Origin of the sequence: Streptomyces sp. RGM 3693, assembly GCF_050471125.1 — a bacterium.
Taxonomy (GTDB): Bacteria; Actinomycetota; Actinomycetes; order Streptomycetales; family Streptomycetaceae; genus Streptomyces.
This window is the reverse complement of sequence record NZ_JBMPPQ010000001.1, coordinates 3,713,833-3,737,769: the sequence shown is the minus strand read 5'-3', so window position 1 is coordinate 3,737,769 and position 23,937 is coordinate 3,713,833. Positions and strand designations below refer to the sequence as shown.

The 23,937-nt window shown below is 71.2% G+C and carries 27 protein-coding genes; 12 read left to right on the top strand and 15 right to left on the bottom strand.

Annotation, left to right across the window (positions count from 1 at the left end; all coding sequences use genetic code 11):
• Positions 1 to 24: 24 nt before the first annotated feature.
• Positions 25 to 1,245 carry a cytochrome P450 gene (locus tag ACO0M4_RS16565; protein ID WP_430371008.1) on the bottom strand — a complete coding sequence of 407 codons (1,221 nt, stop codon included), beginning with the start codon at positions 1,243 to 1,245 and terminating at the stop codon, positions 25 to 27.
• Between the two features lie 211 nt (positions 1,246 to 1,456).
• Here ACO0M4_RS16565 and ACO0M4_RS16560 point away from each other — a divergent pair, with 211 nt between their 5' ends.
• Together ACO0M4_RS16560 and ACO0M4_RS16555 are read left to right on the top strand one after the other, a co-directional pair.
• The gene (locus ACO0M4_RS16560; protein ID WP_430371006.1) at positions 1,457 to 2,011 is read left to right on the top strand and encodes a TetR/AcrR family transcriptional regulator; all 555 of its coding nucleotides are present in this window, start codon (positions 1,457 to 1,459) and stop codon (positions 2,009 to 2,011) included.
• A 284-nt stretch (positions 2,012 to 2,295) separates the two neighbouring features.
• Positions 2,296 to 3,120, top strand: a complete 825-nt coding sequence (locus ACO0M4_RS16555) for a lipase family protein (RefSeq protein WP_430371004.1) — start codon at positions 2,296 to 2,298, stop codon at positions 3,118 to 3,120.
• 87 nt (positions 3,121 to 3,207) lie between these two features.
• Here the strand turns inward: ACO0M4_RS16555 and ACO0M4_RS16550 are convergent, their stop codons facing one another.
• Genes ACO0M4_RS16550 through ACO0M4_RS16540 form a run of 3 tightly spaced genes read right to left on the bottom strand, consistent with a single transcriptional unit; the run spans position 3,208 to position 7,087 of the window.
• Positions 3,208 to 3,936 (bottom strand): hypothetical protein, encoded by a 729-nt coding sequence (locus ACO0M4_RS16550; RefSeq protein WP_430371003.1) that lies wholly within the window; start codon positions 3,934 to 3,936, stop codon positions 3,208 to 3,210.
• The gene (locus tag ACO0M4_RS16545) at positions 3,933 to 5,072 is read right to left on the bottom strand and encodes an NAD(P)/FAD-dependent oxidoreductase (RefSeq protein WP_430371001.1); all 1,140 of its coding nucleotides are present in this window, start codon (positions 5,070 to 5,072) and stop codon (positions 3,933 to 3,935) included. Before ACO0M4_RS16545 ends, ACO0M4_RS16550 begins: the two co-directional genes overlap by 4 nt.
• Positions 5,069 to 7,087: a LodA/GoxA family CTQ-dependent oxidase gene (locus ACO0M4_RS16540; RefSeq protein ID WP_430371000.1), complete on the bottom strand. Its 2,019-nt coding sequence runs from the start codon at positions 7,085 to 7,087 to the stop codon at positions 5,069 to 5,071. The genes ACO0M4_RS16545 and ACO0M4_RS16540 overlap by 4 nt, the downstream gene beginning before the upstream one ends.
• A gap of 93 nt (positions 7,088 to 7,180) precedes the next feature.
• Between ACO0M4_RS16540 and ACO0M4_RS16535 the strand changes: the two genes are divergently transcribed.
• The 3 genes from ACO0M4_RS16535 (at position 7,181) to ACO0M4_RS16525 (ending at position 7,993) form a co-directional block, all read left to right on the top strand.
• On the top strand, positions 7,181 to 7,312 hold the full coding sequence (locus ACO0M4_RS16535; RefSeq protein WP_430370998.1) for a hypothetical protein: 132 nt from the start codon (positions 7,181 to 7,183) through the stop codon (positions 7,310 to 7,312).
• An 80-nt stretch (positions 7,313 to 7,392) separates the two neighbouring features.
• Positions 7,393 to 7,656 (top strand): hypothetical protein, encoded by a 264-nt coding sequence (locus tag ACO0M4_RS16530; protein ID WP_100603715.1) that lies wholly within the window; start codon positions 7,393 to 7,395, stop codon positions 7,654 to 7,656.
• Complete coding sequence (locus ACO0M4_RS16525) at positions 7,643 to 7,993, top strand: hypothetical protein (protein WP_430370997.1); 351 nt, start codon at positions 7,643 to 7,645, stop codon at positions 7,991 to 7,993. Before ACO0M4_RS16530 ends, ACO0M4_RS16525 begins: the two co-directional genes overlap by 14 nt.
• A 7-nt stretch (positions 7,994 to 8,000) precedes the next feature.
• Here the strand turns inward: ACO0M4_RS16525 and ACO0M4_RS16520 are convergent, their stop codons facing one another.
• On the bottom strand, positions 8,001 to 9,413 hold the full coding sequence (locus ACO0M4_RS16520; protein WP_430370995.1) for an alpha/beta hydrolase family protein: 1,413 nt from the start codon (positions 9,411 to 9,413) through the stop codon (positions 8,001 to 8,003).
• 169 nt (positions 9,414 to 9,582) lie between these two features.
• Positions 9,583 to 10,125: a MarR family winged helix-turn-helix transcriptional regulator gene (locus ACO0M4_RS16515; protein ID WP_430370994.1), complete on the bottom strand. Its 543-nt coding sequence runs from the start codon at positions 10,123 to 10,125 to the stop codon at positions 9,583 to 9,585.
• Positions 10,126 to 10,254: 129 nt separating this feature from the next.
• On the opposite strand from ACO0M4_RS16515, the gene ACO0M4_RS16510 reads away from it, so the two are divergent.
• Genes ACO0M4_RS16510 through ACO0M4_RS16495 form a run of 4 tightly spaced genes read left to right on the top strand, consistent with a single transcriptional unit; the run spans position 10,255 to position 14,086 of the window.
• Positions 10,255 to 11,199 carry an SDR family oxidoreductase gene (locus ACO0M4_RS16510; RefSeq protein WP_430370992.1) on the top strand — a complete coding sequence of 315 codons (945 nt, stop codon included), beginning with the start codon at positions 10,255 to 10,257 and terminating at the stop codon, positions 11,197 to 11,199.
• The gene (locus ACO0M4_RS16505; RefSeq protein WP_430370991.1) at positions 11,196 to 12,083 is read left to right on the top strand and encodes an amidohydrolase family protein; all 888 of its coding nucleotides are present in this window, start codon (positions 11,196 to 11,198) and stop codon (positions 12,081 to 12,083) included. Before ACO0M4_RS16510 ends, ACO0M4_RS16505 begins: the two co-directional genes overlap by 4 nt.
• Before the next feature lie 11 nt (positions 12,084 to 12,094).
• On the top strand, positions 12,095 to 13,600 hold the full coding sequence (gene menE, locus ACO0M4_RS16500; RefSeq protein ID WP_430370989.1) for an o-succinylbenzoate--CoA ligase: 1,506 nt from the start codon (positions 12,095 to 12,097) through the stop codon (positions 13,598 to 13,600).
• A gap of 30 nt (positions 13,601 to 13,630) precedes the next feature.
• Complete coding sequence (locus ACO0M4_RS16495; protein ID WP_430370987.1) at positions 13,631 to 14,086, top strand: MaoC family dehydratase; 456 nt, start codon at positions 13,631 to 13,633, stop codon at positions 14,084 to 14,086.
• Positions 14,087 to 14,166: 80 nt separating this feature from the next.
• Here ACO0M4_RS16495 and pcaB read toward each other — a convergent pair whose 3' ends face one another.
• From pcaB to ACO0M4_RS16470, 5 genes are read right to left on the bottom strand one after another with little or no spacing between them, the layout of a single operon-like run.
• A complete protein-coding gene (pcaB, locus tag ACO0M4_RS16490; protein ID WP_430370986.1) occupies positions 14,167 to 15,609 on the bottom strand; it encodes a 3-carboxy-cis,cis-muconate cycloisomerase in 1,443 nt (480 codons plus the stop codon).
• On the bottom strand, positions 15,606 to 16,193 hold the full coding sequence (gene pcaG / locus ACO0M4_RS16485) for a protocatechuate 3,4-dioxygenase subunit alpha (RefSeq protein ID WP_430370985.1): 588 nt from the start codon (positions 16,191 to 16,193) through the stop codon (positions 15,606 to 15,608). The genes pcaB and pcaG overlap by 4 nt, the downstream gene beginning before the upstream one ends.
• Position 16,194: 1 nt before the next feature.
• Positions 16,195 to 16,968 (bottom strand): protocatechuate 3,4-dioxygenase subunit beta, encoded by a 774-nt coding sequence (gene pcaH / locus ACO0M4_RS16480; protein ID WP_430370984.1) that lies wholly within the window; start codon positions 16,966 to 16,968, stop codon positions 16,195 to 16,197.
• Positions 16,969 to 16,973: 5 nt separating this feature from the next.
• The gene (locus ACO0M4_RS16475) at positions 16,974 to 17,633 is read right to left on the bottom strand and encodes a CoA transferase subunit B (RefSeq protein ID WP_430370983.1); all 660 of its coding nucleotides are present in this window, start codon (positions 17,631 to 17,633) and stop codon (positions 16,974 to 16,976) included.
• On the bottom strand, positions 17,633 to 18,415 hold the full coding sequence (locus tag ACO0M4_RS16470) for a CoA transferase subunit A (protein WP_430370982.1): 783 nt from the start codon (positions 18,413 to 18,415) through the stop codon (positions 17,633 to 17,635). Before ACO0M4_RS16470 ends, ACO0M4_RS16475 begins: the two co-directional genes overlap by 1 nt.
• Before the next feature lie 137 nt (positions 18,416 to 18,552).
• Here ACO0M4_RS16470 and ACO0M4_RS16465 point away from each other — a divergent pair, with 137 nt between their 5' ends.
• On the top strand, positions 18,553 to 19,023 hold the full coding sequence (locus ACO0M4_RS16465; RefSeq protein ID WP_430370981.1) for a MarR family winged helix-turn-helix transcriptional regulator: 471 nt from the start codon (positions 18,553 to 18,555) through the stop codon (positions 19,021 to 19,023).
• A gap of 123 nt (positions 19,024 to 19,146) precedes the next feature.
• Here the strand turns inward: ACO0M4_RS16465 and ACO0M4_RS16460 are convergent, their stop codons facing one another.
• Entirely contained in the window at positions 19,147 to 19,551 is a 405-nt protein-coding gene (locus ACO0M4_RS16460; RefSeq protein WP_430370979.1) for a chaplin, read from the bottom strand.
• A gap of 99 nt (positions 19,552 to 19,650) precedes the next feature.
• Complete coding sequence (locus ACO0M4_RS16455) at positions 19,651 to 20,190, bottom strand: DUF488 domain-containing protein (RefSeq protein WP_430370978.1); 540 nt, start codon at positions 20,188 to 20,190, stop codon at positions 19,651 to 19,653.
• A gap of 169 nt (positions 20,191 to 20,359) precedes the next feature.
• Here ACO0M4_RS16455 and ACO0M4_RS16450 point away from each other — a divergent pair, with 169 nt between their 5' ends.
• Positions 20,360 to 21,025 carry a class I SAM-dependent methyltransferase gene (locus ACO0M4_RS16450; RefSeq protein WP_430370976.1) on the top strand — a complete coding sequence of 222 codons (666 nt, stop codon included), beginning with the start codon at positions 20,360 to 20,362 and terminating at the stop codon, positions 21,023 to 21,025.
• Between the two features lie 148 nt (positions 21,026 to 21,173).
• Here ACO0M4_RS16450 and ACO0M4_RS16445 read toward each other — a convergent pair whose 3' ends face one another.
• Both ACO0M4_RS16445 and ACO0M4_RS16440 read right to left on the bottom strand, forming a co-directional pair.
• Complete coding sequence (locus tag ACO0M4_RS16445; protein WP_430370975.1) at positions 21,174 to 21,398, bottom strand: hypothetical protein; 225 nt, start codon at positions 21,396 to 21,398, stop codon at positions 21,174 to 21,176.
• A gap of 272 nt (positions 21,399 to 21,670) precedes the next feature.
• Positions 21,671 to 22,504, bottom strand: a complete 834-nt coding sequence (locus ACO0M4_RS16440) for a helix-turn-helix transcriptional regulator (protein ID WP_430370974.1) — start codon at positions 22,502 to 22,504, stop codon at positions 21,671 to 21,673.
• A gap of 85 nt (positions 22,505 to 22,589) precedes the next feature.
• Between ACO0M4_RS16440 and ACO0M4_RS16435 the strand changes: the two genes are divergently transcribed.
• Entirely contained in the window at positions 22,590 to 23,648 is a 1,059-nt protein-coding gene (locus ACO0M4_RS16435; protein ID WP_430370972.1) for a zinc-binding dehydrogenase, read from the top strand.
• Positions 23,649 to 23,937: the final 289 nt, after the last annotated feature.

The following is a 23,937-nucleotide window of genomic DNA, read 5'->3' as shown; positions in this document are numbered from 1 at the left end:
TCATTCCGTTCCCCCTTTCCCGCGTCACCAGGTGACCGGGAGCTCGTTGACGCCCTGGATGGTGGTGCCCGGCCGCAGCGCCAACTGCTCTACCGGGACGGCCAGTCGCAGCGTCGGGACGCGGTCGAACAGTGCGTTGAGGATGACCTCCAGCTCCAGGCGGGCGAGGTTCTGCCCCAGGCACTGGTGCACGCCGAAGCCGAAGGAGAGGTGGTGGCGCGCGGAGCGGCGGACGTCGAGCGTGTCCGGGTCCTCGTACACCGAGCCGTCGCGGTTGGCTATGGAGTTGGAGACGATCACGGCGTCGCCGGACCGGATGAGCTGCCCTTCGATCTCGATGTCGGCCTTGGCCACGCGGCCACCGGCGATATCGGCGATCGCGAGGTAGCGGAGCAGTTCCTCGACCGCATCGGGAATGAGGCTGCGGTCGGCGCGCAGGGCGGCGTACTGGTCGGGGTGTTCCAGCAGGGTGATCACGCTGAGGGAGGTCATCGAGGCCGTGGTCTCGTGGCCGGCGATGAGCAACAGCATTGCGGTGGAGCTCAGTTCCTCGCGGTCGATCTCGCCGTTGGCCAGTTGGTTGGCGACCAGACTGCCGACGAGCCCCGGACCGGGCTCGGCCTGGAACTGGGTGATGAGGCCGTCCATGTAGCGTGCGAGCTCATCGCGCGCGCCGGCCGCGCTCTCCGCGTCCGGGGCCTGTACCAGCCGCTTGCTCGCGTCCTGGAAGAAGTCATGGTCGGCGTAGGGCACACCGAGCAGTTGGCAGATCACCATGGACGGCACCGGCAGTGCGAACTGACTCACCAGATCGGCGGTCGGGCCCGCGGCGAGCATCTCGTCGAGGAAGCCGTGCACGATCTGCTCGATCTCGGCGCGCATGCCCTTGATCCGCTTGACGGTGAACTCACTGATCGTCATCCGTCGCTTGGTGCCGTGCTCGGGCGGGTCCATTCCGATGAATGCCTGGCGACTCTCCCTGATCACCTGGATGCGCGGTGAGGTGGCCGGGAAATTGGCGTCGGCGCGATTGGAGGACAGGCGCGGGTCGGCGAGCAGCTTGCGCGCGGCCTCGTGCTTGGTCACCACCCACACCTGGCGGCCGTCGTAGAGGGTCACCCGGTGCAGTGGTCCGGGGGCGTCGCGCAGCTTGGCGTAGCCCTCGGGTAACTGGTAGGGACAGGTCCGGTCGCTTGGGAAGGCGGGTGCGTCAGTGGTCTGGGGAGGCGTGGCGGTATCGGTCATCGGTCCACTCCGAATCGGAATCTCTCACCGTTAAAGAACGCCATGTTCTCTAATTTGGAGAATAGACTGACCCCATAGAGAACGCAACGGCCTCTACCGGACATCTTCAGGAGTCACGCTGTCACCCAACGCCGATCCCACCGCCGCCCCCGCCGCTGACCACCGCAAAGGCCCCCGCCGCCGCGGCGCGGAGCTGGAGAACGCCATCCTGATGGCAACCCTGGAGGAGCTCAGCGAGACCGGATACGCCGCACTGACGATGGAGCGGGTGGCCACCCGGGCCCGCACCGGCAAGGCCGCCCTGTACCGACGCTGGTCCAACCGCGCCGAACTGGTCGTGGACGCCTGCCGGTTGGCCGGTCTCGCCGAGATCAAGCAGCCCGACACCGGCGCCCTGCGTACGGACGTGATCGCCCTGATGCAGCAGATCGCCGCCAAGGTGGCCAGCCCGCTCGGCGGCATCCTGCGCGGCCTGCTGGCCGAGATGACCCGCGACCCCGACTTCGCCACGCTGGTCCGGGAGAGCGTCCACACCGTCGGCCCGGCGACCCTGCGCGTCATCCTGGAGCGCGCCGCCGAACGCGGCGAGATCGAAGCCTGGATCCTGGATTCCCGGCGCGCCACGGTCGCCACCGACCTGCTGCGCAACGAATTCCTGCTCTTCGGGGCCCCGGTCGGGGACGACGCCATCACGGACATCGTCGACGACGTCTTCCTCCCACTGATCCTGCACCCGGCACCGAAGCGGGCGGGCGACACCCGCTAGCACGGTCGTCACCGAGGTCGTGCCTGTTCCGGCTCAGGCGGTCCCCGGAACGCCGGTGTGCGTCGGCGCCGGCCGTGCGGCATCCGTCGTTCGCCCGTCCGGGACCGCCGTGCGGACCGGGCGGTCACCCCCGCCGTCTCCCCTCCCCTCGGCCCCGCCGTTCGAGGGACTACGGGCGCGGCGAGGGCCGCTGGCCGGTCGTCTGCCCTTACGAAGGGACCGACCTCGCACCGGGCGATCCGCCCGGTGCGGAGCGAGCGCAGCGCAGAGCGAAAGGAGCCCGCATGTCCGCACCGACCGCGATCGATCACCATGCGACCACCGGATACAGCCTTCCCCTGGCCTACTGGTTGGCTCAGGCATCCGATCTGGCTTACAAGGACGAGGCCACGATCGAGTCCGGAGCCCGCTCCTGGGGCTTCGACCAGGTGCGTCACCATCAGACGCGGTTCACTCCGCCGTTCCCGCTGGAGGACACCCAGGCGTACACGGCCGCCAGCGACCACATGATCATCACTGCCTTCCGCGGCACGGAGCCGGCGCAGATCCGTGACTGGCTGTCCGACGCCAGCACTCCCCCGTGGCCGGGCCCGGCCAAGACCGGCTACGTCCACTACGGCTTCGCCGAGGCCCTCCAGTCGATCTTCCCGGAAGTCAAGGACACCCTGGCCGAGTTGCGCACCAACAACCAGACGGTGTGGTTCACCGGCCACAGTCTGGGCGGCGCGCTCGCCATGCTCGCCGGTGCGCGGATGTACCTGGAGGAGCCGCGGCTCCAGGCGGACGGCGTCTACACCTACGGGCAGCCCCGGACCTGCGACCGCCTCCTGGCGGCCGCGTACAACAAGGGCTTCACGCAGCGCATGTACCGCTTCGTCAACAACAACGACATCGTTCCGCAGCTCCCGCCGGAGCCCGTCTTCACTCACGTCGAGGCGTTGAAGTACATCGACTCCCACGGCAAGCTGCACGACTCCATGGGCCTGCTGGGCGGTCTGGCGGACCGGGCCAAGGGGCTGACCGCAGACGCCTTCGCGCCCGCCACGGACGGAGTCCGGGACCACTCGATCAAGCGTTACATCGCCGCCATCGAGCAGAACATCTCCTGAGCGGATCGCCGGATCGGACCCGGCCCGGGCCGCGATGACGTCGCGGCCCGGGCCGGGGGGGTGTAACGGCTCGGTCGCCGGGCCCCGTCAGGCGTTGTTGAGGCTGGTGTGGTTCCACCAGCCCTGGCGGCCGACGGTGAAGTCGATCGCCGGGCTGCTCCCGTTGATCTTGCCCTGGTACTTCTGGCCCTTCTTGAGCTTGCTTTCCTTGATCACGTCCTTGGGGTCCTTGATCGACTCGATGACGAGGGTCGGGACCTTCTTCAGCATGGCCGGGTCGATGGCCTGCTGGGGGGTGACGGTGACGACCTCGTCCCAGTTCGGCTGCTTCGCCAGCTGGTGCGCGAGGTGGATCTCCTGGCCCTCGCCGAACACCAGGTAGGTGAGGTAGTCGGGGTATTCCAGGCCGCCGAGCTCACGGAAGTGCAGGACGTCCGCCGGCTTGCAGACCACCTTGGTCACGGCCGTGGTCATCTTCTGGAAGTCGCGCTTGGCGCCGCCTTCCGAGACCACGACGCGCTCCAGGTGGACGTTGAACTCCTTGCCTTCCTTCAGCTTCGGCAGCTCGAAGTGGTCCGGACAGTACAGGGAGTAGAAGACCCAGTTGTTCTCGTTCTTCTTGAGGTCCTCCAGGTACATCTTGCGCAGGCTGCCGTCGTCCTTGATCTCGAAGGTGAAGACGGCCTGGTAGTTGTGGCCGTAGGCCGGGTTGTAGAGGGCCAGGTGGTAGAAGAAGAGCTTTTCCTTGCCCAGGATGAGGAAGCGGTGGAAGTGCTGGTGGTCGCCGTGCTGGGTGGACTCGGGTGCGGTGCTCATGGTGTGTGCGTGCCTTTCGTTGAGTGGGGGGTGTGGTGCCGCCGGGCCCAGAAGGGGCGGTCGGCCCATCGGGTTTCCTGGGCGTGGACGGCGCGGTGGCCGTCCTGGTAGGCGGTACGAGCGGTGGCAACCTTCTCCGCGTAACCGGCCAACGCCCTTCGGTCGCCGCCCAGTTGGGCGTCGACCGCCTCGCCCGCGCTCAGCCCGGTGTAGAGGGCGGTCAGGATGCCCTGGGAACTGAGCGGGTCGAAGGCGGCGGCCGCGTCTCCGACGGCCGTCCAGCCGTCCCCGTGCACCCGGTCCAGATGGGCGGTGTGCGCGGGGGCGCGGCGGGGCGGCCGGAGGGCGGTGAGCCCGTGCGGACGGGCCCGGTGGGAGACGTACCGAGTGGCCAGTAGTCGGTCGCGGAATCCCTCGGCGCCGCGGCCGGCGGCGAGGGGCAGGTCGGGGTCGGTGAAGTAGGCGACCAGGCGCTGCCGGGAGGGCAGCAGGGCGGTGTACCACCAGCCGTCCTGGTCGGACTCGACCAGCGAACGACCGTCGGGGGTGCCGTCCCGTGCCGGGTCGAGGAGCAGGTGCAGGGCGGTCAGTCGGTCGCCGGTCCGGCGGCGGGCGCCGGCGCGGACCGCCAGCGCCGCGCCCCGTCCGGTGGCGTCGACCAACCAGCGGCAGCGGACCGTGCGTTCACCATGCCGATCGGCACGGTGCCGCAGCAGGACCCGCCAGGTGCCGTCCGGCTGCCGGACGGGGCGCCGGACGGCGGTGCGTTCGGCGACCTCCGCGCCGGCGGTACCGGCGGCGGCCCGCAGCCCGCGGTCGAAGAGCGAGCGGTCGAGGTGCCAGCCGTGACCGTGCGGGTCGCGGAGGAAGTCCACCTCGTGGAGTGCGGACGAGCCCCAGGCGGACTGGTTGCCGTGGCAGGGCAGGTGGCCGGCGCCCAGGGCCTGGCGTTCGGCGCCCAGATCGGCCAGCAGCAGCCGTCCCACGGGGACCAGCGCCTCACCGACCTTGGGCGGGCCGGTGCCGGCGTCGGCCAGCAGCACCCGGCGCCCCGCCCGGACGAGGGTGAGCGCGGCGGCGCAGCCGGCCGGACCGCCGCCCGCGACCACCACGTCGTAGGCGGGTCGGTCGTTCACGGGGCGTCGTGGAAGGGGTCGAGCTTCTCCAGGTAGCCGGCGGCGATCGCCTCCTCGTCGTAGCCGGTCAGCTCCTTGACCTCTTCGACCGCCTGCTGGACGAGGGCGGCTTCCACGTCCTCGGCCGCGATGGTGCCGCGCCAGGCACCGGCCGCCACGGCCAGCTGGGGTACGCCCGCCTCGGGCACTTGGATGTTGATGAGGTTGGCGTGGTCGTGGGGAGGCGGATAGCCGGGCTCGGACTCCACCTGCATGTACGTGGGGAACTTGCCGTCTCCCACGGTGTACTTGCGCGGTTCGACGACGCCGAACTTGTACCAGTCGTCGATCATCTGCCGGCGCTGCTCGTTGAAGTCGACGCCTTCCAGTCCGCGCAGCCACACCGCCCGGTTCTCGAATGCCTTCTCACGGGCGCTGTCGTCGCCGGTCGGCTTGGTGTTGACGGTCTCGAAGTCGCGCTTGGTGAGCACGTGATTGGGCATCTGGGCGGGCCAGAAGGTGGGCAGATAGGGGCTGTAGCGTGGACCGAGCCCGGCCTGCACCTGGTAGCCGAAGCGGCAGCTCGCCGTGTCGCACTGCCAGGGCGCGGCCATCCAGCGGGTGAGGTCGCCGGGACCCTGGGCGTACAGCGGGCCGTTCTTGCTCATCACCTTGTCGTGGCTGAGCACGTCGCCGTAGTCGGGTTCGGGGTCGCCGGGGTCGCGGTGCAGGATGCGGAACGGTGCCGAGAACATGGTCTTATGGCGGATCGGCCAGGTGATCTCGCTGCCGGGGTGGAAGGCGTCGGCGGCGCAGTTGTCCAGCGCGGCCCGGTCCAGCAGGCCGGGCTGTTCGGCGACGGGTGCCTGGTCCACGTCCGGGTAGCCGGTGCGGGGCGGGCCGGGCGTGAAGTCACCGGCGGCCCACCGGGCCAGTCGCCGGTCCTGGGTGGGCGAGAGGGCGAGGTGCTGCCGGACGGAGGTGGCTTCGCGGCCGACCATGGCATCGCCGTAGAGCCACGGCCAGGGCACCGGCGACATCCCGTCCCGCTTGTAGTCGCGCATCTGGACGTAGATCTGGCGGCGTAGTTCGCGACTGGTCTCGCCCGGGTCGTTGAGCCGCTTGCGCATGTCCGGGTCGAGGAAGTGGTGTGGGCCCTTCCAGCCGAACTGGGTGGCGAAGCCGTGGTTGACCCACTGGAGTTCGCAGAACCGGGCCAGCAGCGGTTCGATGTGCTCGGGGTAGGAGGGCTTGTCCTCCAACACCAGCGTCTGCTCGGTGACGAACACGTCGAACAGCAGGTCATAGAGGGTGCGGATGGTTTTCACACCCGGTGCGTAGTGGGGCGGGCCGACCACGACCCAGGCGGGGCTGGCGGTCCTGGCGGCGCCGTCGATGGTGACCTCGGCCGTGATCGGGCCGTCGGAGACGTTGTCGTACCAGGTGTCGTTGTTGGCCACGCCGCTGATCGGGTTGTTCTTCTCGTCCCAGGAGGCCGATGCGCCGTCGCCGCCGACGACGACCAGTCGGCCGTCGGCCTCGGTGCGGGCCGAGCCCAACCCGACCTTCCTGGCCATGATCTGACCTTCGAAGACGGCGGCCTCCTGCTGCGCGGCGCTGAGGGTGTGCCGGCCGGGGTCGATGACCAGCTTCTTGCGGTCGGCTCCCGTGACCTTGGCGTTCCGCCGGCCCCGCTGGGCGTCCGACAGCTTGGCGGCCTCCTCGATGTCGAGCGGGATGTGGAACTGGTACCAGGCGGGCTTCTTGTTGGCCAGGTGCACCGACCACTTGATCTCGGTGACGCCGCCTTCGCCGAGCTTCAGTTCCCTGACGACCTGCCCGGCCTTGTTGTAGCCGTATATCCGGAAGCGGGCGGCCTGCTTGATGATCTTGCCTGAGCTGTCCTTGTACGAGCCCAACGCCAGCGCCGGCTGGTCCGGTGACTCCGGCGCGATGAACGGTGTCTGGTCGCTGTTGCCGACCCGGGCTATGCCGATGGCTGGGTGAATCTTGACCTGGACTATCTGCTGATCCATTACGGGACCTCATGATGGAGAGTTGTCTGAATGTCCCCCCAGTTACGTAATGGTCGCTATCTCCGCGTCGTCCGGCGATTCCACCGCGTCCCAATGGGTGGCCATCACTCCGTCGCGCCGCCGCGGATGCAGGCGGCGCCCTCGGCGTCCAACTGGCGGGTGCAGCGGGGGGGCGGACAGCGCCTGCTCGGCGTCGTCGTGGCGGTCAGCTGCGAGGCCCGGTGACCGCCGGCCATCTCAACTCATCGAGTGCACTCCGGGGGAGGTCGTCGTCTCGGGGGCGCGGGCCCGATACCCTCCGCGCCATGGGGACCTTCGCCGACGAGGCACGGTCGCGGCTGGCGAATCTGCTGCGCATGGCAGGGAACAGCGAGCGGGACCGGGCGCTGATCATCGCCTATGTGGAGTCCACGCCCGAGCCGCCGCCGCTCGGACCGCGCGGCATCCACACCAGCGGCTGCCCGCAGTGCCGGAACACCATGTGGGGCCAGCGCGACCGGGACGGGCGGCCGATCGCGGTCTGCGCGCGGTGCGGATTCGTCAAGGAGGCCGACAGTGGACTGTCCTGACTGCCGCTTGTCGATGCTGGAGCCGGGACCGCAGAGTAACCGGCACTGTTGTTACCGGTGCGGTCGCGTCGCGGCGACGGGTGAGACCGCGGACGACATCACCATCCGCGAGCGCGGCCGGCAAGAGGCGTTCGTCCTGCTCGACTACGCGATGGCGCTGCGCGGCGACTGCCGCACGCGCCGCCCGATGGAGGATCTGCCCATGGGCCAGCTCATTGAGACCCGAGGCTGCGGCAAGTGCGGCGGCACCATGTACCGGACCGTCGAGACCGACGAGGAAGGGAATCCGACGCACGAGAGTCAGTTCGTCTGTTCCGTCTGCGGACACATCGAGTGAGACACCGTCAGCTCCGGCCGGTACGTGCGGCTTTGGTGGGTCGGGCGAGGTCGTAGGGCCGGGGGTAGGGGCCCGGCCGGAAGGGGCGGTAGCGGGCGGCGGAGGTGGGGTCGATGCGGTGGGCTTCGGCGTTGAGCGCGGTCGCTCCGGTGTCGCCCCAGTGGCCGGTGGTGATCCGCCGCTCGACGGTGTGCAGTGCGGCGATCCGCTCGGCGGGGGTAAAGGTGCAGTGGCCGGCGTTGTCCACGTACGCGTGGCGGAGCAGGCCGGTGGTGCCGGCGGTGGCCGCCGTGCGCTGGTAGGCGCTCTCGGACTGTACGGGTATCAGGGGGTCGCCGATGGTGTGGATGTTCAGCTGGGGTGTGCGGAGCCGGCCGGTGAAGGCGACGTTTTCGGCCAGGTAGGCGACGGCGGTGGGGTCGGCGCGGAGCCGGGGGGCGGTGTTGAGGGTGGCGAGGTCGCGGGTGAGGGACAGTCCGGCGGACTTGTAGAGGGCCTTGACCTCCTGGTAGTCGGCGGAGTTGCGGAGCATGGCGGTGTAGTCCACGCCGGTGTTCCACGACATGCTGCCACCGGCGCGGTGTTCGGCTTCCTGGCGCCAGGCGAAGGCGGGCATCGCGATCAGCCCGGTCAGTGCCTGGTACTGGTTGGCCTGTTGGGCGGGGAAGTCGGTGGGGGCGGGACGGGTCTGGGCGGGGTCGTTCCAGCCGGGGATGTTGTGCAACGCGGCGGCCAGCGCGATCCGGGCGCGGCCGGTGGCACTGCGCTGTGCCTGCGTGACGACGCCGGTCAGGGCCTGCGCCGCGGCCCGGGCGTGGGCCGGGTCGCCCAGGCGGGTCAGCGGGATGTCCGAGCCCGGCGCGAGCAGGGACTTGACGGCGAAGACCGGGTCGAGGGTGGAGTTCCAGTTGGCGACGCCGCCTTGGACGAGACCGCAGGTGGAGAGCGAACCGTCGATGCGGTCGGGGTGGCGTTCGGCGAGGGCCGTGGTCACCAGACCGCCGTACGACTGGCCCCAGGCGAGGGTGCGGCGGGCCTTTCCGACCTTCGCGGTGAAGGTGTCGAGGGTGGCGAGTTGGTCGGGCACGGCCTGTTCGGCGGCCCAACCGGTGCTGGCGTAGGAGGAGCCGGCGAGCGCGTAGCCCTCGGCGAGGAGCAGCTTCCGGCTGGTGTCGTCGGAGGCGTCCTCGGCGGGGTTCGGGGCGCCCGCCGGGCGGTAGCCGTGGCTGAAAAGCAGCAGGGTGCCGTTCCAGCCGGTGGGCACGTCGAGTACGTACGTGGCGCCGGAGGCCAGCGTGCCTTCGAGGCGGACGGCCGGTCCGGCGGCATGTGCCGGGGCGGTGGCGCCGAGGGTGCCTGCGGTGAGCAGGGCGGTGGTCAGGACGGCGGTGCCTCGCGAGGTGCGCGTGCAGTGTTTCACGGGCGGGCTTCCTCCTCGATCGGAGTGCAGGGAAGGGCGTCGCTGAGGACTGTGGGACGTCACTGCGGGCGGACGGGCGTCGCTGAGGACTGAGGGACGTCACTGCGGGTGGCGCTGCTGTCTCGCGGGTGAAACGGGTATCCGCCGGCCCCAGCTGCGGAACCGTGCGTCAGGTCCGGTCGGGCTCCGAGGTGCGGAGCAGCAGCGCGTGCAGGGTGTTCCGTTCGTCCTCCGACAGCGGCTGGAGCAGTTGGTCGGTGACGTCGCGGCTCATCCGGTCGGTGTCGCGCAGGAATGCCCGACCGTCGTCGGTGAGGACCACGATGCGGCTGCGCCGGTCACCGGGCGCGGGGCGCCGTTCGACGAACCCGAGACCTTCCAGATCGTCGACGAGGCCGACGATGGCGCTGGGGTCGTAGCCGAGGCGGGCGCTCAGCTCGCGCTGTAGGGCGCCTTCGACGGTGGCGAGGTAGCGCAGCAGCGCGTAGTGGCGCAGCCGGACGCCGGATTCCTGGAGTGCGGCGTTGAACAACTGCCCGGAGCGCAGGCCGAGTCGGTAGAGGAGATAGCCGGTGTCGGCGTGCAGGCCGCGCATCCAGGGCTGGTCCGCCTCGACGGGTTCGGGCTTGCGGGTCTGCGGTCGCTGACTGGTGATGGCGTGCTCCCGAGTTCGGGCCCTTGGGGCCGGTGCGATGTGCGATGTGCCCAGCATGGCGAAATCTGATGTCGACGACAACCATTGACGTCAACAATTATTGGTCTTAACGTCCCCATGGCGGATCGGTACGGATCGAGCCCGGCTCTCCGACGCCGCCGCCCGCCCTGCGCAACTCCCCGCTCAATGAAGGGACTTACCGTGTCGCACCGCACACCCATCGATCTCACCGGCAAGGTCGCCGTGGTCACCGGCTCCGGCCGCGGACTCGGCCTCGCCTACGCCACCGCGCTCGCCGCGGCGGGCGCCGCCGTCGTCGTCAACGACATCGACGAGGCCGTCGCCGAACAGGCGGTTGCCGCCCTCACCGCGGCCGGCGGGACGGCGGTCGCCGAGACCGTGGCGGTCGGGACCGCCGAGGCCGCCGACCGGCTGGTCGCCCGCGCCGTGGACACCTTCGGCCGCCTGGACGTGCTGGTCACCAACGCCGGGATCCTGCGCGACCGGGTGTTGTGGAAGATGACCGACGACGACTTCGACGCCGTCATCGCCACCCATCTGCGGGGCACCTTCACCTGCGCCCGGGCCGCCGCCGTCCACCTGCGGGAACAGGGCGAGGGCGGCACCCTGGTGCTGGTCGGCTCGCCCGCCGGCCAACGCGGCAACTTCGGGCAGACCAACTACGCGGCGGCCAAGGCCGGCATCGCGGCCATGGCGCGCACCTGGTCCATGGAACTGGCCAGGGCGGGGATCACGGTCAACGCCGTGGTGCCGGTCGCCGCGACGGCCATGACGGAGACCGTCCCGGCCTTCGCCCCGTACGTCGAGGCGATGAAGCGGGGCGAGCCGCTGCCGGACGTCCTGCGCAAGCGCGAGGGGTTCGGCACGCCCGAGGACTGCGCCGCCCTCGTACCCTTCCTCGCCTCCGACGCGGCCCGCGGGATCACCGGCCAGTGCATCGGGATCGGCGGAGACAGACTCGCCCTGTGGTCACACCCCGAGGAGATCGCGACCGCGTACGCAGACGGCGGCTGGTCCCCGGACACGATCGCCGCCGCCTGGCCCACCTCGGTCGGCAGCGCGCCCCAGTCCGTCGGCATCCCCGCCCCGACGCTCCCGGAGGCCCGATGACCGGCATCGACGTGGCCGCGCTCACCGCGATCGACGTCCACACCCACTGCGAGGTCTCCTCCCGGGGGCAGGCGTCGCTGCCGGCGGAGCTGCACGCCGCCTCCAGTGCGTACTTCAAGGTCCAGGGCGCGCGGAAGCCGACGCTCCAGGAGACGGCGGCCTACTACCGGGAGCGGAAGATGGCCGCGGTGATCTTCACGGTGGACGCCGAGCACGCCACCGGGACCGCACCGGTGCCCAACGAGGAGGTCGCCGAGGCCGCCGCCGCCAACCCGGACGTGCTGATCCCCTTCGCGTCCATCGACCCCTTCCGGGGGCGCGCCGGGGTGCGGCAGGCCCGCCGCCTGGTCGAGGAGTACGGGGTGCGGGGCTTCAAGTTCCACCCCAGCATCCAGGGCTTCTTCCCCGACGACCGGCTCGCCTACGGGCTGTACGAGGTGATCGAGGAGACCGGCACCATCGCACTGTTCCACACCGGCCAGACCGGCATCGGCGCCGGCGTCCCGGGCGGCGCCGGCATCCGGCTGAAGTACTCCAACCCGCTGCACGTCGACGACGTCGCCGCCGACTTCCCCCACCTGAAGATCATCCTGGCCCATCCGTCGTTCCCGTGGCAGGACGAGGCGTTGGCCGTGGCCACCCACAAACCGGGCGTCCACATCGACCTGTCCGGCTGGTCGCCCAAGTACTTCCCGTCGCAACTGGTGCGGTACGCCAACTCGTTGCTCAAGGACAAGGTCCTCTTCGGCTCCGACTACCCCGTCCTGACCCCGGACCGCTGGCTGGCCGACTTCGCCGACCTCCCGATCAAGGACGAGGTCCGCCCGAAGATCCTCAAGACCAACGCCGCACGGCTGTTGGGGCTCACCGGCTCCGACTCCTGAAGGGGGACGTGATGCGCAACGACGGACTGGGGTCGTGGCCCGCCCGCCGGGCCCGCAAGACCCCGCACCGCACCGCCCTGATCCACCGGTCGACCGCCGTCAGCTACGCCGAACTCCACGAGCGCACCACCCGCCTCGCCCACGCCCTGCGGGCCGCCGGCCTCCGCCGCGGCGACCGTATCGCCTACCTCGGCCCCAACCACCCCTCCTTCCTGGAGACCCTCTTCGCCGCCGGCCTGCTCGGCGCGGCCTTCGTCCCGCTCAACACCCGCCTCACCGCACCCGAACTCGCCCACCAGATAGCGGACTCCGGTGCCGCGGCCCTGCTCCACTCCCCCACCTGCACGCCACTCGCGGACGCGGTACGCGCCGGGACCGGCCTGCGGACCGTCCTCGCCACCGACGGTCGGGCGTACGAGGACCTGCTCGCCGCCGCCTCCACCGCACCGGTCGACGAACCCGTCTCCCACGACGACCTCGCCCTCATCATGTACACCTCCGGCACGACCGGCCGGCCCAAGGGGGCGATGCTCACCCACGGCAACCTCACCTGGAACGCCGTCAACGTCCTGGTCGACGTCGATCTGTCGGCCGACGAGACCGCCCTGGTGTCCGCGCCCCTGTTCCACACCGCGGGGCTGAACATGCTCACCCTGCCGGTCCTCCTCAAGGGCGGCCGCTGCGTGCTGGTGGAGTCCTTCGATCCGGGCGACACCCTCGACCTGGTCGAAGCGCACCGGGTCAGCTTCATGTTCGGGGTGCCGACCATGTTCGACCTGATCGCCCGGCATCCGCGCTGGGCGGCGGCCGACCTCTCCAGTCTCCGCATCCTCAACTGCGGCGGCTCCCCCGTACCCACCCCGCTCATCGCCACCTACCAGGCGCGCGGCCTGTCCTTCCGCCAGGGATACGGCATGACCGAGGCGGCACCCGGCACGCTCTTCCTGGACGCCGAACACGCCGTGACCAAGGCCGGATCGGCCGGCGTGCCGCACTTCTTCAGCGACGTGCGGGTCGTCCGGCCCGACCTGAGCCCGGTGGACGTCGGGGAGACCGGCGAGGTGGTCGTCCGCGGCCCGCACGTGATGCCGGGCTACTGGGGGCGGCCGGAGGAGACCACCGCCGTCTTCACCGACGGCTGGTTCCGCAGCGGCGACGCCGCCCGGATCGACGCCGACGGCTACCTCACCATCGTCGACCGCATCAAGGACGTGATCATCTCGGGCGGGGAGAACATCTACCCCGCCGAGGTGGAGAACGCCCTGCTCGCCCACCCCGACGTCGCCGAGTGCGCAGTCATCGGCGTCCCCGACGAGAAGTGGGTCGAAGTGCCCCGGGCGGTCGTCGTCCCCCACCAGGGCACCGCACCCCACCCGGACGACCTCCTCGCGTCGCTGAGCGACCGCCTCGCCAAGTACAAGATCCCGAAGTCCGTCGTGCTGGTGGCCGAACTGCCCCGCAACAGCTCCGGAAAGCTCCTCAAGCACCAGGTCCGCAGCGCGCACGGCACCGCCTGAACACCCCACCGACCCTCCCAGGAGGCCCCCATGACCCGCACCGTCAACGGACTCGACGCACTCAAGCAACTGGCCGGCAGCGACTTGGGCACCAGTGACTGGATCACCGTCACCCAGGACCGGATCACCGGATTCGCCGACGCCACCGGCGACCACCAGTGGATCCACGTGGACCCCGAGAAGGCCAAGGACGGCCCGTTCGGCGCGCCGATCGCGCACGGCCACCTGACGCTGGCGCTGTTCATCCCGCTGTTCACCGAGCTCCTCGACGTCCACGGCGTCACCACCAAGGTCAACTACGGCCTGAACAAAGTGCGGTTCCCCGCCCCGGTCCCGGCGGGCTCGCGGCTACGGCTCGCCGCGCGACTGGCCGCCGTCGACGACGTACCCGGCGGAGTCCAAGTCACCATCGACGGCACCATCGAGATCGCGCACGGGACGAAGCCGGCCTGCGTCCTCCAGAGCCTGTCCCGCTTCTACGCCTGACGCCCGCCCCGGCACGCCGGATCCGTCGCCGGCGACGAGCTGCAACCAGTCGGTGTGCAACAGGACTTGGCAGGCGCGGCTCACGGCCGGGTGAGCGCACGATCGGTGAGGGCCGCCGCCGCTCCGGTGTAGTGGGTGGGGTCGGTGAGGGCAACCAGGTCGAGGTCCTTGAGGGCCGGCTCGGCCGACAGCGCGTCGGCCAGGCTTCCACCTCCCGTACGGACGGTGTGCGCGGCCTCGGCCAGCAGGCGGCGGGCACCGGACCGGCCCAGCCGGGCGGCGAGGACGGCGGTCAGCCGCTCCGACACCACCATCCCGTCGGTCAGGTCCAGATTCGCCCGCATCCGCGCGGGGTGCACGTGCAGTCCGGCGACGAGTTCCGCGGCGTCCCGGGCCGCTCCCCCGACCAGGCGCAGCAGGTCCCGCAGGGTTTCCCCTTCCGCGTGCCAGGCACCGGCGGGCCGCTCGTCCTCCGCGGCGACACACCCGTACAGCACGGCGGCCATCGCGGGCGCCCGGCGGGCGGCCGCGGCGATGAGCGTGGCCCGCACCGGATTGGCCTTGTGCGGCATGGCCGACGAACCGCCGCCGGCGCCCTCGCTCACCTCGCCGACCTCCGTACGGGAGAGGACCAGTACATCGGCGGCGAGCTTGCCCAGTGCCCCCGCGGTGAAGGCCAGGGCGCCGGACAGGTCGGCCACCGGGGTGCGCAGGGCGTGCCAGGGCAACGCGGGCTCGGCCAGGGCGACTTCCCGGGCGTAGGTGGCGAGCAGCCGCACCGTGGACTCCGGCGGCACCGCGCCCTCGGCCTGCGCGTAGGCGTGGAAGGCCGCCAGGGTGCCGGCGGCGCCGCCGAGTTGGGCCGGGAGGGTGCGGCGTACGGCGGTGAGACGGTCCCTGGCGTCCAGTACCAGGCTGCGCCAGCCCGCGGCCTTCAGCCCGAAGGTCGTCGGAACGGCGTGCTGGGTGAGGGTGCGGCCCGGCACGGGAGTGTTGCGGTGCTCGGCGGCCAGGCGCGCCAGGGCGCCGGCGGTGGCCTCCAGGTCGGCCAGGACGAGCCCCGTCGTCCGGTGGGCGACCAGCATCAACGCCGTGTCCAGGATGTCCTGACTGGTGGCGCCGCGGTGCACGTACGGCGCATGGGCTTCGGGCACCGCCGCGGTCAGTACGGCGACCAGGGGGATGACCGGGTTCCCGCCGCCGCGCCCGCGCAACGCAAGGTCACGGGCGTCGAAGCGGGCGGCGCGGGCGGCCTCGGTGACGGCCCGGGCCGCCGCCACGGGCGCCAGGCCGAGCGTCGCCTGCGCCCGGGTGAGCGCGGCTTCGGCGTCCAGCATCGCCTGCAAGAAGGCGGTGTCGCCGGTGGCGGCCTCGGCTGCCGACCCCACCCGCACCAGGTCGAGCAGGCCGGCGTCACGCTCGCCGTGCGGCTCGGCAGGACCGTCGCACGCGTCGCAGTCGTGGTGAACATCGCAGTCGTGGTGATCGCCGTGGTCGTGGTGATCATCGTGGTCGTAGCTCATGCGAACTCCAGGAACACCGTCTCCGCCGCACCCTGCAACCGGATGTCGAAGCGATAGCTGCCCTGCGGTTCCGCGGCGGCCCACAGCGTCGCGCGCCGTTCGGGTGACAGCGCGGCCAACAGCGGGTCCATGGTCGGCCCCCGGTCCGGCGCCGGCAGGTACACCCGGGTGAACAGGTGCCGGGTGAGGCCGCGGGCGAAAACACAGATCGCGAGGTGGGGGGCGTTGCCGCCGCGGGCGCCGGGGCGGAGGGTGCGGACCGCCCAATGGCCGTCCGCGTCGGTCGGGACGCGGGCGAAGCCGGTGAAGCGGACGCCGTCCCGACCGAGGAAGCCGCCGGTCGCCGGCTCACGGCGCAACGATCCGGTGGCACGCGGCAGTTCGCCGTCCGGGCCGGGGCCCCAGAATTCCAGCAGCGCGTCCGGGACGGGGGCGCCCGCGCCGTCCAGGACGTGGCCGTGCAGGGTGAGGGTGTCCGGGTGCGCCGCCGGGGCCGCGTCGCCTCCGCCGGGGAACGGCAGGGCGTAGCCGTAGAACGGGCCGACCGTATGGGCGGGCGTGGGCAGTGCGGGTGGGGTCGTCATGTCAGCGGCCCTCCTCGATCCAGGTGGCGGTGGGGCCGTCGAGGACGATGTCCCAGCGGTAGCCGAGCGACCACTCCGGCTCCGACCGGTCGTGGTCGTAGCGGGCGATCAGCCGTTGCCGGGCGGCCTCGTCGGTGACCGACTGCAGGATGGGGTCGTGGCGGAAGAGCGGATCGCCGGGGAAGTACATCTGGGTGATCAGCCGTTGGGTGAACGCGGTCCCGAAGAGCGAGAAGTGGATGTGGGCGGGCCGCCAGGCACCGCTGTGGTTCCGCCAGGGATACGCCCCGGGCTTGATCGTGGTGAAGCTGTAGCCGCCGTCGTCGCCGGTCAGCGTCCGGCCGACGCCCGTGAAGTTCGGGTCGAGCGGCGCGGGGTGCTGGTCGTGCTGGTGGGCGTAGCGGCCGGCGGCGTTGGCCTGCCAGATCTCGACCAGTTGGCCGCGCACGGGACGGCCGGACCGGTCGAGCAGCCGGCCGCTGACGGTGATGCGTTCGCCGAGCGGCGCGCCCTGGTGCTGGCGGGTGAGGTCGTGGTCGAGTGCGGTGACGTCGGTCCGGCCGAACGCGGGCGAGCCCAGTTCGACGGCTTCGGGGTCCCGTTCCAGCGCCACGGCGACCAGCGGCTGCTTGGGGTGACGGAGCGCACTGGACCGGTACGGCGGGTAGTCCCGGGCCGGTTGCGCGGTGCGGGTGGCGCCCTCGGAGACGGCCTTCTCGTACGCCTCCCGCGCCCGCGCGATCTCCCGGTCGATCTCGCCTTGGGTCACTGCCATGGCCCTCAACTCCCTTGCTCATGCGGCTTGTTGCTGTCATCCCTGACCGGTGCGGCCGTCTTCGCGATGATCTCCTCGACGGTGACGCCCGGCGCCCGCTCGACGAGGACGAACCCGTCCTCGTCGATGTCGAGCACGCCGAGGTCGGTGATGATCCGGTCGACGCACCCCCGACCGGTCAGCGGCAGCGTGCAGTCCGTGACGAGCTTGGCCGAGCCGTCCTTGGCGGTGTGGGTCATGGCGACGAGGACGGTCCGGGCGCCGTGCACGAGGTCCATGGCCCCGCCGATCCCGGTGATCATCTTGCCGGGGACGGCCCAGTTGGCGAGGTCGCCGTGGCGCGACACCTGCATGGCGCCGAGCACCGCGACATCGATGCGGCCGCCCCGGATCATCCCGAAGGACAGGGCGGAGTCGAAGTAGGAGGCGCCGGGCAGGACCGTGACGGTCTCCTTGCCGGCATTGATGAGGTCGGGGTCGATCCGGTCCTCGGTGGGGTACGGCCCGGTCCCCAGGACCCCGTTCTCCGACTCCAGGATCACCTCCACGCCCTCGGGAAGGTGGTTGGGGATGAGGGTGGGCAGTCCGATGCCGAGGTTGACGTACTGACCGTCCGTCAGTTCACCGGCCGCCCGAGCGGCCATCTCCTCACGGGTCCAGGGCATCAGCGGCTCCCCCTTCCCCGGGTTCCGGGCGCGGTGACGGTGCGCCGTTCGATCTGCTTGTCGGCGGCCTGCTCGGGCGTGAGCGGCACGACGCGCTGGACGAAGATGCCCGGCAGATGGACCTGGTCCGGGTCGATCCCACCGGGCTCAACCAGTTGCTCCACCTCGGCGACGGTGATGCGTCCGGCCATCGCCGCAAGGGGGTTGAAGTTCCGGGCGGACTTGGCGAAGACCAGATTGCCGTGCCGATCCCCCCGGGCGGCCCGGACGAGTCCGAAGTCGGTGCGGATCCCCCGTTCCAACACGTAGGGGCGCCCGTCGAACTCCCGCACCTCCTTGGGCGGCGAGGCCACCGCGACCCCGCCGGCGCCGTCATACCGCCAGGGCAACCCGCCGTCGGCGACCTGGGTGCCGACCCCGGCCGGGGTGTAGAAGGCGGGGATGCCCGCGCCACCGGCGCGCAGCCGCTCGGCGAGCGTCCCCTGGGGGATCAACTCGACCTCCAGCTCGCCGGCCAGGTAGCGGCGCGCGAATTCCTTGTTGGCGCCGATGTACGACCCGGTGACGCGGGCGATCCGGCCGGCGGCGAGCAGCACGGCCAACCCCCGGTCCATCGCCCCGCAGTTGTTCGAGACGACGCCGAGCCCTCCGACCCCCGCCTCGTACACGGCTTGGACCAGGACTTCGGGCACGCCGCTGAGCCCGAAGCCACCGACGGCCAGTGAGGCCCCGTCCCGCACATCAGCCACCGCCTCGGCAGCCGAGCCCACCACTTTGTCCATGCCCAACCCTCCCCTACCGTCGCCGAATTACTCAGTACACTGACTAACTTCCGACAGTTCCGAAGCGTGGCATGATGAGGAAATGAGGGCAAGACCCTCAGTGCAGTGAGCATTGGCGAGAGGAACAGGAACGCACCGTGCCCGCGCTCGACCTCAGCACCCACCCCGGCCATCTGGCCCGGCGGCTCCAACAGGCACACACCCTGCTGTGGACCACGATCGTGTCGGAGGACGTCACGTCCCCCCAGTTCGCCGTGCTCAACACGCTGGTCGGCGAGGACGGCCTCGACCAACGGACCGTGGGCGAACGGGTCGGCCTCGACCGCTCCACCATCGCCGAAGTGGTCCGCCGCCTGGTCGCCCGCGAGCTGGTCGACAAGGTGCGCGACGCCAAGGATGCCCGGCGCTCCGTCCTGCGCCTCACCGAGCAGGGCACCCGGCTGCACCACAAGCTCTCCGGGCGCACCGCCCGGATGAACAAGATCTTCCTGGCCCCCCTGGACCCCCAAGAACAGGCCACGTTCCTAGAGTTGCTGCACCGGGTCTCGGACGCGGCCGAGGCGCTGCGCAACCCCACGGCACGGCCGTCGGACAGGCCGGCACCGTGACCCACCGGAGCGGACCGGACGAGAAACGACCGGGCCCGCCCCGCCCCTGGCCGGAGTGGCCGGAAGGGACGGGACGGGCCCGCTGCCTGGAAACCCTGGCTTACCGGGTCAACGGCGGTCGCCTCAGCGCTCGCCGTGGTGGCGGTGACGCTCCTCATGCTCCTTGGAGCTGCTGTTGATGCACAGGTTGCCGAAGGCCGGGTTCAACGCCCCAATCAAGTTCCCGGTGTTGCCGCACAAGTTGATGGGAATGTGCACCGGGACCTGGACGAGGTTGCCCGAAATCACGCCGGGCGAACGGACTGCGGAGCCGGCCGCGTGACTGTCGGCGAAGGCAGCCGAACTCCCGCCCAGTGCGGTTCCAGCCGCGAGAGCAGCCATGGCGGTAATCCGAGTGATCCGTGACATTCCGAACCTTTCGATCATTCCAAGCGACCCACTGCCGCTCTCTGTTCTTCCCTTCGGCACACAGATCGTCACCATTAGGGCAACCGTCGACAATTCCCCCTTTCGCGTTGTTTCGCTCATGTCGCCCACCCTCTCGTGCCCCCTTCCAGCGACCCGCGCCCCTGCACACACGGCACCATCAGGCCACCCGGCACCGGACCGACCGACCCCACCCACGCGTCAACCCTCCATCGGGGCACGGCAGTACGGGCAAGTGGCGGCGGACCGGACCACGCAATGGCGACCGCAGTCCGGGCACACCCAGCCCAACCAGCAGGCGTCGTCGCCGCCCTGCTCCCGCGGACCGCCCACCGCACCGGTCCGCAGGTGCCGCGCCAGGACCCGGGCGTGACTGAGGTGTATCGGCATAACGGCAGTCTGTAGGACCAACGGCCCGCCCCCAGCCAGCCCGTGGAGGCGCCGGAGCCCCGCGGCGCGCACCGGGTCGCCGAGTTCACGCTCGTACCGGTCGGCGAACACCGGGTACCTCGCCTCCTGCAGTCCGTACCATCGCCACAGCGCGGCCGACGGTGCGACGGCCGTCAGCCACACGTCCGGGTACGTGATCCCGGACGGGCGCCCCAGCGGCAGACTCCGGTCGACCAACACTCTTGTCCCGGGCCACGGCCGCGCGACGGCGTACATCGATTCCGTCCAGACGCTGCGGGCGGTCTCACCGGCGGCCTGGCCCTGGCGTTCCGGTCGTTCCTCACCACTCACCGGGCGCACTCCTTGTCATCGGACAGCCCTTCGAGGCTCTCACGCGCCGCTCACCCCGGAGCGGATCCGCGCCCGGCCCGTTGATCAGACCTCACCGTCGGAACCGGGAGCGCCGACCGGTCGCACGCCAGCACTAAGGTGGAGGGTGGTTCGTACGATGCGAGGACTGATGGCTGAAAGCGAGCAGGAGCTGGCGGCCGCGCAACGGCGCCACTGGCAGGAGACCTACTCCGTGCACCCCGGCATGTACGGGGGTGAACCCTCCGCTCCGGCCCGGCACGCCGCCGAGGTGTTCCGCACCGCCGGTGCCGAACGGGTGCTGGAGCTGGGCGCCGGTCATGGCCGCGACACCCTCCACTTCGCCCGTGCGGGCTTCCTGGTCCACGCCACCGACTTCAGTCCCACCGCCCTCGACCAGCTGCGCGGCGCCACCCAGGATCAGGACCTCGGCGACCGGGTCACGACCGCCGTACACGATGTCCGCGACCCCCTGCCGCTGCCGGACGATTCGGTGGACGCCGTCTTCGCGCACATGCTGTTGTGCATGGCCCTGTCGACGCAGCAGCTACGGGACGTGGTCGCCGAGGTCCGTCGCGTGCTGCGCCCCGGAGGCGTCTTCGTCTACACGGTCCGGCACACCGGCGACGCCCACTACGGCGCCGGTATCGCGCACGGTGACGACATCTACGAACACGGTGGTTTCGCGGTCCACTTCTTCGACCGCGATCTGGTGGAAGACCTCGCCGTGGGCTGGCAGCTGACCGAGGTGCACGGCTTCGAGGAGGGCGATCTTCCGCGCCAACTGTGGCGCGTCACCCAGACCCTGCCCCGGTGAGACGGGCGAGCGACCACTGAGGCAACCGCATTGCGGCCCCCTCCTGCCGGCGGCGGAGGTCACGACCGCCCCAGGCACTCACCGGTGGCACGGCCCGACACGCTGTCTGCCGACGCGGTCTCGGCGCACGGTGGCCGGGAGCCGGCCGTCACAGACTCAGGACGATGGCGGCCCCGACGCCGCCGAGGATCAGGGCCAGCGCTGCGGCGCGCCAGCTGCCGTGGCGCCAGGGGTAGAAGCGGTCGACAGCGAGGGCGCCGGGGCCGATGAGGGTCACGGCGAGCGCCACCAGGGCGATGATCATGGGGTACTCCAGGCCGCTTTCGGTCGCCCACAGGCCGTGCGGTGCGGTGACGACCATGGCATTGATCATGACGCCGATCACTGCGGAAGCGGCCAGTGGGGTCAGGAACCAGGACGGCGAGCGAGGTCAGCGAAGCATCATCGAGGCCCACGTATCCACGTGGTATCGCGCACCTGCGTGGGTGTATCGGTTCGCGGCGCGGCTCCGATCGGTCGTCCTTCGACCGCCGGACTCATTTCGCCAAAGGACATTGGCGCAAGGACATTGGCGAAATGCCGGGGGTACCGCAACGGGGGAATTCCGCCCCTCCGCACAGGTCGGGCCCCGGTGCGGGGAAGGTCCTAATGCAGGGAGTAGACGACGAGGACCTGCTCCGGGGCGTCGGCGACGGTGAACGCCGCATGGCCGAGGGTCAGCTCACCGCGGGAAGGGTGCCGGACGCGTTTGCTGCCGGTGCGGTGGGTGGCGATGTCGTACCGGGGCCACCAGGCGTCCGCCGCGGCGCTGCCGGCGCGCAGTTCCGCCGCGAGCCGGGTGAACCGCTCGTCGCCCGGGTGCCGTCCGGCGTTCGTCCGGAGCCGAGCGAGGACCGACTGCGCCACCGTCTCCCAGTCAACGAGTACGTGCCTGGCATCGGGGTCGAGGAACACCCAGCGTGCGAGGTTCGGTCGGTCGGTGTCCGGTCGGTGGATGAGCCCGGGGAAGAACTCGGCAGCCGGGTCGTTCCAGACGAGCACGTCGGTGGTGGCGCCGGTGACGTAGGCCGGGGCGGGAGCGACGAGCGCGGGGACCGCGGCCACCTCGGGAGCGACGGTCTCGACCGCGGACGGGAGGCGGCCCTCGCGGGTGACGGCGTGCCGCTGGCCGGCGGCCCCGTCGGCCAGGGCGCGGAGGTGCGCGCGCTCCTCCCCGGTGAGCCGCAGGGTATCCGCGATCGCCGCGAGGACCTGGTCGGACGGGCGCACGTCCCGCCCCTGCTCCAGATACGCGTACCAGGTCGTGCTCACCCCTGCCAGGACCGCGAGTTCCTCCCGTCGTAGGCCGGGCGTACGGCGGCGGGCCGAGCCCGGAAGTCCCACCTCGGCCGGGCCGGTCCGCTCGCGCCGCGCGCGCAGGAACGCTCCGAGCTCGCGCCGCCGCGCGACCGCCACCGCGTCCTTCCGCTCGGCGCTCATCCTGGTACTCCCGGTTCCACCATCAGGCACGTCTGGATACCGCCTCTCGCGGCGTGTGGACTACGTGGTCATGAAGGCATGGCACATGACCACACCCGAAGGCGGCCTGCATCTCGCGGAGTTGCCCGACCCCCTGCTGCGCGGCGGCGGTGCGACACTCGACGTCCTCGCCGCGCAGGTCCCTGCGTACACCGGTGTCCTCGCGGCCGGCGGACGCGGCGGATTCCCTACGCCGATCGTACTGGGCCCCGGTGGGATCGGCCGGGTGACGGCCACCGCTGACGACGTGTTCGCGGTGCGGCCGGGCGATGTCGTCGTCGCAGGCGGCCTCTTCCGGTCCGGCCGTGTGTCGCACCCGGAGGAGGCGCTGCTGGCGTGGACCGGTATCGGCGGTGACGGCCGGGCCACCCCGACCACCGCGCGCATGCGCGAGGTGTGGCGCGACGGGCTGTACGCCGAGCGGGCCGTACTGCCGGAGCGGACACTGGTCGCGCTGCCCGACGCGGACGCGTACCCGGCTCCCGAGCGGCTCGCGTTCCTGCCGTGGCTGGGCATCGCGGCGGAGGCGGTCGACCGCGCGGGGGTGCGCGCGGGTCACGTCGTCGCCGTGGTCGGCGCGACCGGACAACTCGGGGCGGCGGCCGTGCTCATCGCCCTCGCCCGCGGCTCCGCGGCGGTCGTCGCGGTCGGTCGCCATCACGGCTCGCTCGACGCCCTCGCGGGCCTCGATCCACGCGTGGTGCCCGTGCCGCTCAGCGGCGACCGCGCAGCCGACGGGCGGGCCATCGCGACGGCTGCCGGGCCGGTCGACGTGGTCATCGATACGCTCGGCGCGGTGCCGAGCTCCGACCCGACGATGGCCGGGTACGACGCGCTGCGTCCGGACGGGTCCTGGGTCCTGGTCGGCGGGGTACGGCAGGATCTGCCGATCCCGTACGGCGACTTCATGCACCGTCGGCTGACGCTGCGCGGATCGTGGGGGTACCGCGACACGACCGTCTTCGAGCTGTGGTCGATGGTCCGCGGCGGCGTCCTCGACCTCTCGGTACTCGACGTCACGGTCGTCGGGCTCGACGACCCCGCTGCGGCGCTGACCGCGGCCTCCCACTCGCACGGGCTGGGCATCGTCGTCCTGGTGCCGTGACATGTGACGAAACGGCGTGGGGACCACTGAGCAGCGGTCCCCACGCCCCGCCCCAACTCGCCCACTCCCAGGCAGGCCAGGGGTCCTTCCACGACGAGCGGCCCGGCTACTACGACGCGATGGCTGCCGCGGATGCCTGGCAACGACCTCGGAGTGCGCTCGCGCGGCACGTCCGGTCCGAGGGGGCGCAGCCGGCCCCGCCGCTCTCGGAGGCGGGGCCGGCTCCTTGCCGCACACCTCTCGCACCAACCCCCTTGGCATGGGCATGATTTGATGCTTCACTGCGCAC